A 13,780-nucleotide genomic window follows, 5' to 3' on the forward strand; every position below is an offset into this window, starting at 1 on the left:
CGGTGCGGCCAGCGCCTTCCTGTGCGGGCTGCTGTCCTACCCGCACAGCGACTTAGGAGACAGGTACGTCGGGGCTACTGCCGCAGCGGTTCTTCAAGTCGACCAGGGGCTGGCGAATGCCCTGCAGGTCGGCCTTCACCGAGGGGTTGTAGTCCAGATATTGCTTCACCTCGGAGCGGATGGTGTCGCGCGGCGCACCCTCCAGACCGGTGAAGAACGCGTTGACGTCCGGGTGGGTGAACAGGTACGCCGACGTCGCAGCGGACACACCTGCGGCGACCCCGGCGAGGTCGGCAGCGGTGCAGTTCGGCGGCGGATCGGCCAGCGCGGACGGGGCCGCACCAACCAGGATCGCGCCGGCGACAGCGCCCGTGCCGATCACTCCGACGACCGCGCGACGGGCAAGACGGGCATTAACCAACATGCTCGGACTCCTTAACGTAGGGAGAAACCGTGCCAGTAACCGCTACTGACAGAAGAAAGCTAAGCAGACTTGGTGCAGACTTTCGCGCCTTGAGCTTAACCAATCGTGAGAATGTCCCGATGCGGCTGGCCATAACCCCCTCGGGGACGCCGACATCGGGGCTCCCCGGGTTCGCTGAAAACCAGCCGCGCCGCGGCAATGCTGCGACCCAGCGAAGTTCCCGACCGGGAAACAGTCGGGCGACGTGCTGCCGTTGCCCGCGGCATCGCTGCCGCGTCAACGTCGGTAACGAGGACCCCATCAGCAGGTCTCAATCCAGCTAAGACCGCCGATCGCGACAGGTCGCCGCACAGCTATCTGAGGTACGCTCGCAGCCACGCAATTCGGGGAGAATGCGGGGAGATAAACATCCAGCAGTTCATGATGCGCCTCAGCAGCAACCTGCGCAGATTCCGCTGGCTGGTGTTCTTGTGCTGGTTGCTGGCACTCGTGCCGGCCGCGCTTCTGGCACTCACTGAGTCCAACCACCTGACCGGTGGTGGCTTCGACGTGGCCGGCTCCCAGTCGCTGAATGTGCAGTACCAGCTGGAGGACCACTTCCCCGAGCAGGGGGCCTCCCCCCTGGCGCTGGTCGCCGCGCCCCGCGCCGACGCCAGCTACGACGACATGAACTCCGCCGTCGCCCAGTTGGAGCAGGTGGCAAAGCAGACCCCGAGCGTGGTGGTGGTACCCAACCCCGCCCAGCCCGCGCCCGCCCCGGACAAGCCCTACGTGGTGTCGCTGCAGCTGGACTTTCACAACAGCGGTGCCGTCGACGTCGCGCGGCAGTTGCGCCAGAAGATCGGGGTCACCGGGGATCAGCCCGGGCAGATCCAGAACGGCCGGGTGCGGCTCTACGTCATCGGTCAGGGCGCGCTCGGTGCCGCCGCCCAGACCGCCACCAAGCACGATATCGCCGAGGCCGAGAGCTGGAACCTGCCGATCGTCCTGATCGTCTTGCTCGCTGTGTTCGGCTCCCTGGCAGCCGCCGCGGTGCCGCTCGTACTCGCGGTGTGCACGGTCGTGGTGACGATGGGCGTGGTCTATCTGTTGTCCATGGTCACCACCATGTCGGTGTTCGTGACGTCGACGGTGTCGATGTTCGGTATCGCACTGGCCGTCGACTATTCGTTGTTCATCCTCATGCGCTTCCGAGAGGAACTGCGCGCAGGCCGCGATCCGCAACAGGCCGCCGACGCGGCGATGGCCACCTCGGGCTTGGCGGTGTTGTTGTCGGGCTTGACGGTGATCGCCTCGCTGACGGGCATCTACCTGATCAACACACCCGTGCTGCGCTCGATGGCCACCGGCGCGATCCTGGCGGTCGCGATCGCGGTGTTGACGTCGACCACGCTGACACCGGCGGTGCTGGCCACCTTCGGGCGGTCGGTGGCCAAACGGTCACCGCTGCTGCAATGGTCGCGCCGGGCGGAGGCGACCCAGTCGCGGTTCTGGACCCGCTGGGTCAATGAGGTCATGCGCAGACCGTGGCTCTCGGCGACGGCGGCAACGCTGGTCCTGCTGCTGATGGCCGCGCCGGCGTTCTCGATGGTGCTGGGCAACAGCATGCAGCGTCAGTTCAAGTCGTCCCACGAGATCCGCGGTGGGGTGGCCGCGGCGGCCCAAGCCCTCGGCCCCGGCGCACTGGGCCCGGTGCGCGTGTTGGTCACCTTCCCTGGCGGCGGCGCGTCCGACGCCAAGAACGCGCCCGCGCTCGAGGCGATCAGCACCGAGATGTCCAAGGCGCCCGACGTCGTCTCGGTCTCCCGGCCGGTGTTCGCCGACAACAACGGCAGCGCCTTGCTCTCCGCGGTGCTTTCGGTGGACCCCGAGGACATCGGCGCACGTAACTCCATCGACTGGATGCGCGCCCACCTGCCTGCGCTGCCGGCCGCAGGCGGCGCCGAGGTCGATGTCGGTGGTCCGACCGCGTTGATCAAGGACTTCGACGATCGGGTGTCGACGACGCAACCGCTGGTGTTCGTGTTCGTCGCGCTGATCGCGTTCGTGATGCTGCTGATCTCGGTGCGGTCGGTGTTCCTGGCGTTCAAGGGCGTGCTCATGACGGTGCTGTCCGTCGCAGCCGCCTACGGCAGCCTGGTGATGGTCTTCCAATGGGGCTGGCTGGAAGAGCTGGGCTTCGAGAAGATCACCTCGATCGACAGCACGATCCCGCCGCTGGTGCTGGCGATGACGTTCGGTCTGTCGATGGACTACGAGATCTTCCTGCTCACCCGGATCCGGGAGCGCTACCTGCAAGCGGGCGATACCCGAGACGCTGTCGCCTATGGCGTGTCCACCAGCGCCCGCACGATCACCAGCGCCGCGCTGATCATGATCGCGGTGTTCACCGGGTTCGCGTTCGCGGGCATGCCACTGGTGGCCGAGCTGGGTGTGGCGTGCGCGGTGGCAATCGCCGTGGACGCCACCATCGTTCGGCTGGTCCTGGTGCCTGCACTGATGGCGATGTTCGACCAGTGGAACTGGTGGCTGCCCGCGTGGCTGGCCCGAATCCTGCCGTCGGTGGACTTCGAGAAGCCGCTACCCAAGGTCGACCTCGGCGACCTGGTCGTCATTCCCGACGACATCTCCTCGCTGGTACCGCCGAGCGCGGATCTGCGGATGGTGGTCAAGGGTGCGGCTCGGCTGAAGAACCTTGCCCCGGATGCGGTCAGCGTCGCCGACCCGCTGGCGTTCAGCGGCTGCAGCCAACTCGCAGGCAAGGTCAAGGGCAGCGACGATGCCCGGGCGCAACCCATGCGCGTCGGCGCGGGGAGCGCCGCGACCGTCAAACTGATCAGGGGCTACCGCAGCGCCAGGATGGCGACGGCTCGCCCGGTGCATCCGGTCACGATGTGGCGCGGTCGCATCGCGATCGCGCTGGACGCCCTGGAAACCGGTGCCGATGCCGCGCACCCGTCGGTCGAGCGGCTCAGCCCGGTGGAGACCACCAATGTCCAGTTGCCCACCGGTGACCGGCTGCAGATTCCGACCTGCGCCGAGACGTTGCGGATGCAGGCCTACCTGGTGATGTGCCGCAACAGCCGGTCAGACTTCGCCGAGTTCGCCGACCTCGTCGGTGTGATGGATACCGAGGCCGCTGCGGTGGTACTCAGCGGTATGGACCGGTATTACTGTTCTGGACAATCTAAGAGACAATGGGTGACAACCCAGTTGGTACGGCGGCTCGCCGATCCCAACCCGTCCAGCGTCGCCGACGACGACCGGTGGGCTGGACCGGAGGGGGCAGCCGAATGGGAGCGGATCAGGCAGCGTTGCCTTGCGGTGGCGGTGGCGATCCTGGAGGAGGCGAGGTGACGGTGGCAGCGGACCGCGATGCCATACCCGCACCGTCCTCACAGCCCTTCGCCGACGGCCGCCCCGTCGAGTTCTGGCCGACGGCCTTGATCCGGGACGCGCTGGAAACCGGCGATATCACCGTCTGGCAGCGCATCGTCGTCGCCATCAAGCGTGATCCCTACGGCCGCACCGCCCGGCAGGTCGAGGAAGTGCTGGGACACTCGCAGCCCTACGGCATCTCCAAGGCGCTGTCCGAGGTGTTGATCCGGGCTCGCGGCCATCTGGAAGCCAACGAGCGCGCCGAGGCCGCCCGCCACGTGCGACTGCTCCTCGACCGGTCCGGTCTGGCGGTGCAGGAGTTCGCCTCCCGCATCGGCGTGGCCCATGCCGATCTGGGCACCTACCTCGACGGCACGGTCAGCCCGCCGGCCTCGCTGATGATCCGGATGCGCAGGCTCTCGGACCGGTTCGCCAAGATGCGTGCCCAGCGCTCCTCCGGCGGGGAATAGTCCGGTGGCGGTGCCTTGACGATGGGCCAGGATTCGACTGAGCTACAACAGATTCTGCGCGATACCCGCACGGTTGCGGTGGTGGGTGTTTCGGACAATCCGGCCCGGCCCAGCAACGAGGTCTACCAATACCTGGCCAGGTTCAGCCAATTCGAGCTGTACCCGGTGAACCCGAACATCAGCGAGATCGACGGCAAACCCGTCTACTCATCGCTGGCCGACCTGCCTGTCGTACCGGACATGGTCGATGTGTTCCGCCGCCTCGGCGATCTGCCCGCGGTGCTGGCCGAAGTCCTCGCCCTGAACCCGCGGCCCAAATACCTTTGGCTGCAACAGGGTTTGTGGCACGACGAGGTCGGCGAGCAGGCGCAGGCCGCCGGCCTACGCGTTGTGATGGATCGGTGCCTGAAGGTTGACTACGCCCGGCTCATCGGGCGTTGATCGGCGCGATGTCGAGGACGACCCACCGATCGTCCTGCTTGGCCAGTCCGACGCGCAACGCCAGCACCGCGGTGCTCGGCTGCTGACCGGGCTGGCTCTGGGTTCCGCGCATCACCACGGAGACGCTGGCCGCCGCGGGGCCTAACGCCTCCAGGCCGGCCGAGATGGTCTGCGCCGAGGCGGAGATGTTCTTCTTGGCCAGATCTGAAGTGGACTTACCGAATTCGCCCTTGAATGTGTCCGCCCGCTCGGGTGCCATGAAGGACGCGGCGCGGTCGATCGACGACATGGGGTCGGCGGGGGTGAAGGTGGCAGTGGCTTCGGACACCGCGGTGGCGATGCGCACCACTTCCGCGGAGTCGCGGGTGAAGTCCGCATCAGGCAGCGTCCACCGGGTGTAGCCGACGACGACCGCGGCCACCACCGCCACGGTGGCCAGCCCGACGATCGCGAGCCGCAGCCCGGGGCCCTCGTCGTCGGTGCCCACGGTGACCGAATCACGGCGGTACAGAACGAAATTGACGATGATGCCCTGGACGATCAGTAGGCACAGCACCGAGCACACGGACACCCACCACAGCGGCCAGCCGAGCACCACGCCGATGGCCAGCAGTGCCCCGATAGCGGCGACCGGCGCGGCGACGTCGAAGCCCAGCACGCGGGCCAGGTTCCTCATCGCAGCGACTCCAGCCGGGAGATCATCAGCTTGCCGTCCACGTCGGAGACCCCGAGGCGCAGATTCCAGCGCACGGTGGCCGGCTTGTCGCCACCGTTCTCGCTGACCGAGGTCGCGACGACCAGCACGGAGTCGGTGCGTTGGGCCAGTTCCGGGGGCAGGGTGGCCGGCGCCGGCGGGCGCTGGCCCGATTGCACGTCGAGATCGTGGTGAATCAATTCGAACGACACCGAGTCGATCTGTCCGGTGGTGCGCGCCTTGAGCGTCCGGATCACCTCGCGGTACGGCGTGATCGCGGCTTCGAAGTCGGCGTTGAGCTGCCCGACGGTGCCGGCATGCAGTTTCGCGAGGCTGGCGTCGACATTGTCGACGTTCATGTTGATCAGCACCCCGGTCCAGTCCGCGGCCGCGCCCATCACCCTGGTCTGATAGCTGCGCTCATCGGTGGCGTTGCGGTGTCCGGACCAGATCAACACGCCCAGCACGATCGCGACCACGCTCAGCAGGCCGAGGACGGCCGAGGCGACACCGTAGGCGGAGAACACCCGGCGCGGCGCCTCGTCCTGGTCCACGTCGGCCTCGGGCATGAAGGGAGGCTACCGGGCGGCCCTGGGGCCGGACGCCGCGGTCGGACCTCTGGTAAGGATGGTTGGGTGACGGTAGAAGCACTGCGCTCGGGTATCGACCTGTCCCACGTCGAGGCCGAGGTTCGCCCCCAAGATGACCTGTTCGGCCACGTCAATGGACGCTGGCTGACCGAATACACCATCCCCGGTGACCGGGCCACCGACGGCGCGTTTCGCACGCTGTACGACCGGGCCGAGGAGCAGGTGCGCGAGCTGATCACCCAGGCATCTGGCTCACCGGGGACCGACGCGCAGCGCATCGGTGACCTCTATGCCAGCTTCCTGGACTCCGACGCCGTCGAGCGCCGCGGTGTCCAACCGCTGCTCGACGAACTGGCCCGGATCGACGCCGCGGCCGACCCGGACGCGCTGGCCACGGTGATCGGTGCGCTGCAGCGCACCGGCGTGGGCGGTGGCGTCGGGCTGTACATCGACACCGATTCGAAGAACTCCTCGCGCTACCTCGTGCATGCCTCGCAGTCGGGGCTGGGCCTGCCCGACGAGTCGTACTACCGCGACGAGCAGCACGCCGCGATCCTGGCCGCCTACCCGGCCCACATCGCCGCGATGTTCGCCCTGGTCTACGGCGAGGAATACGCCGGGGAATGGGAGAGCACGGCTGCCAAGATCGTCACCCTGGAAACCAAACTGGCTGCCGCGCACTGGGATGTCGTCAAACGCCGCGATGCCGACCTGACCTACAACCTGCGCGCGTTCACCGACCTGGCCGCTGAGGCGCCCGGCTTCAACTGGGCGGGCTGGATCACCGCGCAGGGCACCACCCCGGATGTGGTCGCTGAACTGGTTGTGCGCCAGCCTGATTACCTGACGGCTTTCGCCGCGCTCTGGGCAAGCGAGTCCCTCGACGACTGGAAGTGGTGGCTGCGCTGGCGGCTGATCAACACGCGGGCCGGATACCTGACCGCCGCGGTGGTCGAAGCCAATTTCGACTTCTACGGCCGTACCTTGTCGGGCACCGAGCAGATCCGCGACCGCTGGAAGCGCGCGGTGTCGGTGGTGGAAAGCCTGATGGGCGACGCGGTCGGTCGACTGTATGTGGAGCGGCACTTCCCGCCGGATGCCAAGGCCCGCATGGACGTTCTCGTCGACAACCTGCGCGAGGCCTACCGAGTCAGCATCAACGACCTGGAGTGGATGACGCCTGCCACCCGTCAGCGCGCACTGGCCAAGCTGGACAAGTTCACCGCGAAGATCGGCTATCCCGCCAACTGGCGCGACTACTCCGCGCTGGTGATCGATCGAAACGATCTCTACGGCAACATTATTCGGGGTGCCGAGGTGTCCCACGATCGGGAGCTGGCCAAGCTGGGCAAACCAGTCGACCGCGACGAGTGGTTCATGACACCGCAGACGGTCAACGCCTACTACAACCCCGGCATGAACGAGATCGTCTTCCCCGCCGCGATCCTGCAGCCGCCGTTCTTCGACGCCGACGCGGACGACGCGGCGAACTACGGCGGGATCGGCGCGGTGATCGGCCATGAGATCGGCCACGGATTCGACGACCAGGGCGCCAAATACGACGGCGACGGCAATCTCGTCGACTGGTGGACCGACGCGGACCGCACCGAGTTCGGCGCGCGCACCACGGCACTCATCGAGCAGTACGAGACATTCGTACCGCGCGGGCTCGAGCCGTCCCATCACGTGAACGGGGCGTTCACGGTCGGCGAGAACATCGGCGACCTCGGTGGGCTGTCCATCGCGCTGCTCGCCTATGAGCTGTCCCTGGAGGGCAAGCCGGCACCGGTGCTCGACGGACTCACCGGCCAGCAGCGGGTGTTCTTCGGCTGGGCCCAGGTCTGGCGTACGAAATCCCGTGAGGCCGAGGCTATTCGACGACTGGCCACCGACCCGCACTCGCCGCCGGAGTTCCGGTGCAACGGCGTGATCCGCAACATGGATGCGTTCTACGACGCGTTCGAGGTCGGCACCGACGACGAGCTGTACCTGGAGCCCGACCTGCGCGTGCGGATCTGGAGCTGACGGCCGTGGATGCCTGGGACGCCATCCGGGCGCGGCGCAACGTCCGCAGCTATACCTCGGCGCCGATCCCCGAGGCTGACCTCGACCGGATCCTCGAGGCCGGCTGGCGCTCCCCGTCAGCGCGCAACAACCAGCACTGGGACTTCGTGATCGTCACTGATCCCGCTGCACTGCAGGAGCTTTCGACGGTCTGGGTGGGGGCCGGCCACATCGCCGGGGCACAGGCCGCGATCGCGCTGGTGATTCCCGAACCGCCGGACGAACGCAGCAAGCTGCTCGACCAGTACGACCTCGGCCAGGCCACCATGGCGATGGCGATCGCGGCCACCGACTTGGGCATCGGCACCGGCCACTCGGCGATCGGCGAGCAGGACAAGGCACGGGCGATCCTCGGCGTTCCCGACGGCTACCTCGTCGCCTATCTGCTCGGGCTGGGCTACCCGGCCGACCGTCCGCTCGCACCGATCCGCAAGCCCAGTCGGCGCCCGTTCACCGAGGTCGTGCATCGCGGCAGCTGGTAGGGGCCGCACGTAAGGCAGGAATGCCGCTGGTTCCACCATGGTTGTGTCCTCTCGGACGAGTTCGATATCTGTCAATCATTCCGGGAGTCCGTTCATGGCGTGCCTCGAGGGCCAGCCCAGCCAGGCCGCCACTCAGCGCTGGGCGTACCCGCTTCTCCTCGTGCTCAGTGGCGTCGCGCTGGGGGTCTCCGGGCTGCCCGCGCCGCTCTATGGCATCTACGAGGCGAACTGGCACCTCACGCCGCTGGCCACCACCGTCGTCTTCGCGGTGTACGCGTTCGCCGCGCTGGCCGCGGTGCTGGTGTCCGGCCGGATTTCCGACGTCGTGGGCCGCAAGCCGGTCTTGCTCGGCGCACTGATCGCGCTGATCGTCGGCCTGGGAATCTTCCTGATCGCCGACAGCTTCGAGATGCTGCTGCTGGCCCGCACCATCCACGGCGCCGCCGTCGGCTCGATCGTGGTGGCCGCCGCGGCCGCACTTCTGGACCTGCGGCCGCATCACGGCATTCGCTCGGGACAGCTCAGCGGCGTGAGCTTCAACATCGGCATGACCGTCGCGATCGTCGGCTCCTCGGTGCTGGCTCAGTACGTCGCCCACCCGCTGCGCACCCCGTATGCGGTGGTTGCGGTGGTGTGCGCCGTCGTCGGCGTCGGCGTTGTGGCCTTGAACGAAACCCACGCCGGTCGCACCGGTGGGCGCATTCGTATCAGCAGACCTGCTGTGCCGCAGGAGATTCGGGAAGACTTTTGTTTCGCGGCGCTCGGCGCGATGGCGTCGTGGTCGGTGCTGGGCGTGTTGCTGTCGTTGTATCCGTCGCTGGCCGCTGAGCAAAGCCACGTGCACAACCTGGTGTTCGGCGGCGGGGTGGTCGGCGTGACGGCGTTCTCGGCCGCGATGGCGCAGCTGGTGGCCACTCGAGTGCCGGCCCGGCGCTCGGCGGTGATCGGCGACATCGGCATGGCCGCCGCGCTCCTGCTGACAGTGCCGGTACTGCACACCCACCGCTGGCCGTTGGTGTTCGCGGCGGCCGCCCTGCTCGGTGCGACGTTCGGGCTCGGCTTCGGCGGTTCACTGCGCCACCTGTCCGACGTGGTGCCCGCCGACAAGCGCGGCGAGACGATGTCAGCGTTCTACCTCTTGGCCTACACAGCGATGGCACTGCCCACGATCGCGGCGGGCTGGGCCGCCACCCGGTGGCCGCTGGCGCAGGTGTTCCCGTGGTTCGCCGCGATCGTCGCGCTGGCCTGCCTGGCCGCCGCGGCGGCGGGCCTCAGGCGGGCGAGTCCGTCGCGCCAGGCGTCTTGATCTGAGTAGCCAGCCACGGCAGCGCATCGGCGAGCGCCCGCTCGGCGAACTGCCAGGTGTGGAAGCTGATGATGCGATGCACCGAGCACGAGATGCCGACGGTCTGCGCCGTCGCGCACAGGTCATCGGCCGCACCGGCCTCGTCGGAGTCGCGGAACTCGTCATGGCCGCCAAAGCCGGACGGCGCATCGGATTGCGGCCGTTTCCCAGCACCGTTGCCGTAGGGCGACGTGGTGTTGGTGGGTGTGACGGTGTCCTCGAACCAGCCGGCGACCCCCTGATACGGCCCGTGCTTGAGCATCACGGTGCGCGGGTCGAACTGGTCCCAGGCCGCGGCGTTGCCGCCGTAGAGCCGGCTGATCGTCTGGTCCTTGGTGCCGGCCGTCGGCCCGTGGTCGCCGGCGATGTCCTCGAAGGTGCTGAACAGATCCGGATGCATGACCGTCAGGTCGATCGCGCAGGTGCCGCCCATCGACCAGCCGACCACCGCCCAGTTGGCGGCCTGATCGGATGCGCCGAAATGGTCGACGACGTAGGGCCGGACGTCCTTCGTGATGTGGTCGGCGGAGTCGCCGCGGGGACCGTTGACGCATTCGGTGTCGTTGTTGAAGCTGCCGCCGGTGTCGACGAAGACGAAGATCGGCGCCATGCCACCGTGGCTCTGGGCGTAGCCGTCGATGATCGGCATCGCGTTGCCACTACGCATCCAGTCCGCAGGCGTGTTGAATTCGCCGGCGACCATCATGATGACGGGCAGCCGCGGCGGGGTGGGTCCGGCGAACCAGGCCGGCGGCAGGTAGACGTACTCGCTGCGGTGCTTGAATCCGCTTGCGTCAGCGGGGATGTCGACCTCGACCAGTTTTCCGTTGGTCTGCACCGTGTTTCGCAGGCCCGGCAGGTCGGCGGCGTCGATCTGGTTGGGTAGCGGCCCCGCAGTCAGCGCCCCCCACGCGGCCTGCACGCTCGGGTAGTAGCCGACCCACTTGTTGAGCGCGAGCAGCGCGGTCACCAGTGTCAACGGAATCGCCAGCAGCGCGACACCTCGTCGCCACCAAGAATTCCCGCGCCAGCCGAACACCGCCACCGCGACCCCGGCCGCGAAAACCCCGGTCCAGACCCACAAGTAGAACGGCGCCGGATCCGACGCCAGGCCTTCGGAGTTGACGTAGGTGCGCGCGGCGAGCGCGCCGAGAACGCCGACCACGACGCAGACCGGTAGCCACACCATCCACCAGCGCCGGGTCCTGCGCCAGCCGATCGCGACGATCAGCGTGACGACGGCGACGATCTCGATGGTCAGCGGCAACCAGCCGCCGAGCAGCGAGACGCCATGCGCGTATTGGTGGAGATCGGGAGCGGGCAGCTGGGGCAGCGGTGTCGGTTCAGCCGGCGACGGTGCGGGCGACGGGGTTGGCGGCACGTACCCCATTGTGGGGGCCGTTGCTGTGCTTAACCTTTGAGCCGCGACCTGCTAGATCCGGCTAGGCGAGCTGCCACTGCCAGTCGTCGGCGCCATCGGGATTGTTGTACGTCCCCACCGAATTCTTGATCACGATCGGGTCACCGCTACCGAAGTTGTCGTAGAACCACTTGGCGTTGTCCGGGGCCAGGTTGATGCAGCCGTGGCTGACGTTGCGCTTGCCCTGATCGGCCACCGACCACGGCGCGCTGTGCACGAAGGCACCGCTGTTGTCGATCCGCACTGCCCATTGGACCTTGAGCTTGTAACCCTCGGGTGAGGTGTTGGGCACGCCGTAGGTGGCCGAGTCCATGATGATGTCCGGGAACTTCTCGAGCACGTAGTAGGTGCCGTTCTTGGTCTCGTGCTTGCCATCCGGCTTGCCCATCGAGACCGGGAAGGTCTTCAACACCGCGCCGTTTTTCGTCACGGTCATCTGGTGGGTCTTGTCGTCGACGGTGGCCACCAGGGTGTCGCCGACGCGGAAGCTGGACCTGGCGCCGCTGGCGTCGATGTTGACGACGGTGCCGGTCGGCCAGAAGGCGTACGGCCGCCAGCGAACCTGGCTATCGGTGGTCCAGTAGAACGCGCCGGGAACCGGCGGCACCGACGAGATGTGGATCGCCGACTCGGCCAGCGCCCGGTTGGCGATCGGGCGCGCGAAGTTGATCATGATCGGCTTGCCCACCCCGACCATCGAGCCGTTGACGGGATTGAACGTCGGCGGCGCAAACACCGGATCCCCGGTGTAGGGCAGCGGATTCTGGCCCTTGACGGGGCCTGCGGCCGCCGCGGCTGCCTGCTGGGCGGCCAGCGGATCAGCCGGCGGGGGCGGCGGCGGAGCGAACGGATCGGCGGGCGGGGGAGGCGGCGGCAGCGCCGGGTCACCCTGCGGGAAGGCCGCCGGGTCAGCAGGCGGCGGAGCGAAGGGGTCCGGCGGGGGTGGCAGCTGTGCCGGCGGCACGTCCACGATCCCGGGGTCCGCGGGCGATTGGTCCGGATCGGCCAGCGCCGATCCGCTGCCGAGACTGATTCCGGCGGCCACTCCGACCACGCATAACGTGGCGGCGATCGCCCCCTTCACCTGCAGCTTCATAACCAAAACTCCCTCATTACCCGACTGACCCAGTGTTGCACAGCAGCCTGGACATGCCGCCCGACGTGATTCGCTAGCGAACCCAGGCTCGGGCATTCTCACCGCCCTGAACTGTGCAGATAGTCGCCCGGAGGGTGAGGAGCGTTACTTTTCGCTGGTAGCCGGGCGCATCGCGAACAGGTCCCGGCTGACCAGCACGCTGACCAAGGCAGCCAGCATCAAGACCGCCGACGCGGTCAGCATGGCCGCCACCCCGGCATGCTGATAGAGCACGCCCCCGGTCAGCGATCCGGCCATGATGCCGACCTGGAACATCGCCACATACAGTCCCGAGGCGCCGTCGGGGTCTTCCGGTGAGTGCCGCATCGCGGCCGCCTGCAACATCGGCGGCATCGCGTTGGCCGTCGCCCCCCAGAGCACGATCGCGGCGACCCCGAGCAGCGACGCGGCGAAGACGTGCCAGTCGACGAAGCCCAGGCTCGCCAGCGCCGCGAAGGCCAGCGACGAGCCCGCCAGGCAGCCCACGACGGCAGCCTTCGGCCGCCGGTCCCCCGGCCGGGCCAACAACGCCATGCCGGTCAGCCCGGCCACGCCGTACGCGGCGAGCAGCCAGGCCTGATGCGCCCCGCGCACACCGACCACATCGCGGATGATCACCACGATGAAGGTGTAGGAGATGAAATGCGCGGTGACTCCCACCAGCGTCAACGCGGACAACACCACCAGCGGCCGGTTGCGGTGGTGACCGACTCGGCGCTGCCGGGCACCGGCGCTCGCGCCGGCCACCGTCATCACGGGCAGCGCGATCCGCGCGGCCACCAGCACCACCACCGAGGCGACCGTGATGGCGGCGACCGCCAGCCGCCAGCCCCACACCTCGCTCATGGCCGCGGTCAGCGGACTGCCCACCACCAGGGCCAGCCCGGTGCCGACATAGACGGCCATCGTCGCGCGGCCGGCATAACTGGGCGGCACCAGGCGCGCGCCGATCGGCGCGATCACCGACCACATCAGCCCGTGGGTCAGCGCGCACAGCACCCGGCCGACGGCCAGCACCTCGAAGGTCGGGGCCAGCGCCGAGATCAGTTGTGACACCGACAGGGACGCCAGCGTCCAGAGCAGGGTGCGCCGCCGCGGCCAGGTCGCCGTCCAGCGCACCAACGGCATCGTGGCCACCGCCGCCACCAGTGCGTAGCTGGCCAGCAGGCTGCCGACCATGGCTTCGCTGACGTGCAGGTCGCGTGCGATCGCAGACAGTGCCCCGACCGGCATGATCTCGGCGGTGACGTAGATGAACGCCGCGGCGGCGAGCACGCCCAGCGCCACCGTGACCCTCGGTGTCCACGGGCCGGCGTGCGGCACTGTGGTCACAGGAT

The 13,780-nt window shown here is 68.1% G+C and carries 12 protein-coding genes; 6 read left to right on the plus strand and 6 right to left on the minus strand.

Features of this window, described 5'->3' with window-relative positions; all coding sequences use genetic code 11:
• Positions 1-52: 52 nt before the first annotated feature.
• Complete coding sequence (locus SLQ31_RS21460) at positions 53-424, minus strand: heme-binding protein (RefSeq protein ID WP_319436071.1); 372 nt, start codon at positions 422-424, stop codon at positions 53-55.
• 420 nt (positions 425-844) lie between these two features.
• Between SLQ31_RS21460 and SLQ31_RS21465 the strand changes: the two genes are divergently transcribed.
• The 3 genes from SLQ31_RS21465 to SLQ31_RS21475 are packed head-to-tail and all read left to right on the plus strand — an operon-like array spanning position 845 to position 4,713.
• Positions 845-3,781 carry an MMPL family transporter gene (locus SLQ31_RS21465; RefSeq protein WP_319436072.1) on the plus strand — a complete coding sequence of 979 codons (2,937 nt, stop codon included), beginning with the start codon at positions 845-847 and terminating at the stop codon, positions 3,779-3,781.
• Positions 3,778-4,272 (plus strand): XRE family transcriptional regulator, encoded by a 495-nt coding sequence (locus SLQ31_RS21470; RefSeq protein WP_319436073.1) that lies wholly within the window; start codon positions 3,778-3,780, stop codon positions 4,270-4,272. Before SLQ31_RS21465 ends, SLQ31_RS21470 begins: the two co-directional genes overlap by 4 nt.
• A 21-nt stretch (positions 4,273-4,293) precedes the next feature.
• Positions 4,294-4,713, plus strand: a complete 420-nt coding sequence (locus SLQ31_RS21475) for a CoA-binding protein (RefSeq protein ID WP_319436074.1) — start codon at positions 4,294-4,296, stop codon at positions 4,711-4,713.
• Here SLQ31_RS21475 and SLQ31_RS21480 read toward each other — a convergent pair.
• Both SLQ31_RS21480 and SLQ31_RS21485 read right to left on the minus strand, forming a co-directional pair.
• Positions 4,700-5,389: a hypothetical protein gene (locus SLQ31_RS21480; RefSeq protein ID WP_319436076.1), complete on the minus strand. Its 690-nt coding sequence runs from the start codon at positions 5,387-5,389 to the stop codon at positions 4,700-4,702. The two genes, SLQ31_RS21475 and SLQ31_RS21480, sit on opposite strands and share 14 nt — an antisense overlap.
• Positions 5,386-5,976: a hypothetical protein gene (locus SLQ31_RS21485; RefSeq protein ID WP_319436078.1), complete on the minus strand. Its 591-nt coding sequence runs from the start codon at positions 5,974-5,976 to the stop codon at positions 5,386-5,388. Before SLQ31_RS21485 ends, SLQ31_RS21480 begins: the two co-directional genes overlap by 4 nt.
• A gap of 66 nt (positions 5,977-6,042) precedes the next feature.
• On the opposite strand from SLQ31_RS21485, the gene SLQ31_RS21490 reads away from it, so the two are divergent.
• The 3 genes from SLQ31_RS21490 (at position 6,043) to SLQ31_RS21500 (ending at position 9,849) form a co-directional block, all read left to right on the plus strand.
• Positions 6,043-8,022, plus strand: a complete 1,980-nt coding sequence (locus tag SLQ31_RS21490; RefSeq protein ID WP_319436079.1) for a M13 family metallopeptidase — start codon at positions 6,043-6,045, stop codon at positions 8,020-8,022.
• Between the two features lie 5 nt (positions 8,023-8,027).
• Positions 8,028-8,543: a nitroreductase family protein gene (locus SLQ31_RS21495; RefSeq protein WP_319436080.1), complete on the plus strand. Its 516-nt coding sequence runs from the start codon at positions 8,028-8,030 to the stop codon at positions 8,541-8,543.
• A 94-nt stretch (positions 8,544-8,637) separates the two neighbouring features.
• The gene (locus SLQ31_RS21500; protein WP_319436081.1) at positions 8,638-9,849 is read left to right on the plus strand and encodes an MFS transporter; all 1,212 of its coding nucleotides are present in this window, start codon (positions 8,638-8,640) and stop codon (positions 9,847-9,849) included.
• On the opposite strand, the gene SLQ31_RS21505 is transcribed toward SLQ31_RS21500, so the two are convergent.
• From SLQ31_RS21505 to SLQ31_RS21515, 3 genes are all read right to left on the minus strand, one after another.
• Entirely contained in the window at positions 9,815-11,269 is a 1,455-nt protein-coding gene (locus tag SLQ31_RS21505) for an alpha/beta hydrolase (protein ID WP_319436082.1), read from the minus strand. The genes SLQ31_RS21500 and SLQ31_RS21505 overlap by 35 nt on opposite strands.
• A 61-nt stretch (positions 11,270-11,330) precedes the next feature.
• Complete coding sequence (locus SLQ31_RS21510; protein ID WP_319436083.1) at positions 11,331-12,404, minus strand: L,D-transpeptidase; 1,074 nt, start codon at positions 12,402-12,404, stop codon at positions 11,331-11,333.
• Between the two features lie 144 nt (positions 12,405-12,548).
• Positions 12,549-13,775, minus strand: coding sequence for an MFS transporter (locus SLQ31_RS21515; RefSeq protein WP_319436085.1), 1,227 nt, complete (start codon positions 13,773-13,775; stop codon positions 12,549-12,551).
• Positions 13,776-13,780: the final 5 nt, after the last annotated feature.

The organism is Mycobacterium sp. RTGN5 (assembly GCF_033804465.1).
In the GTDB taxonomy this organism is placed as follows: Bacteria; Actinomycetota; Actinomycetes; order Mycobacteriales; family Mycobacteriaceae; genus Mycobacterium.

Coding starts and splice junctions, on each gene's coding strand:
- SLQ31_RS21510 (WP_319436083.1), bottom strand. CDS start 12,404: ATGAAGCTGCAGGTGAAGGGGGCGATCGCCGCCACGTTATGCGTGGTC.
- SLQ31_RS21460 (WP_319436071.1), bottom strand. CDS start 424: ATGTTGGTTAATGCCCGTCTTGCCCGTCGCGCGGTCGTCGGAGTGATC.
- SLQ31_RS21480 (WP_319436076.1), bottom strand. CDS start 5,389: ATGAGGAACCTGGCCCGCGTGCTGGGCTTCGACGTCGCCGCGCCGGTC.
- SLQ31_RS21485 (WP_319436078.1), bottom strand. CDS start 5,976: ATGCCCGAGGCCGACGTGGACCAGGACGAGGCGCCGCGCCGGGTGTTC.
- SLQ31_RS21475 (WP_319436074.1), top strand. CDS start 4,294: ATGGGCCAGGATTCGACTGAGCTACAACAGATTCTGCGCGATACCCGC.
- SLQ31_RS21500 (WP_319436081.1), top strand. CDS start 8,638: ATGGCGTGCCTCGAGGGCCAGCCCAGCCAGGCCGCCACTCAGCGCTGG.
- SLQ31_RS21465 (WP_319436072.1), top strand. CDS start 845: ATGATGCGCCTCAGCAGCAACCTGCGCAGATTCCGCTGGCTGGTGTTC.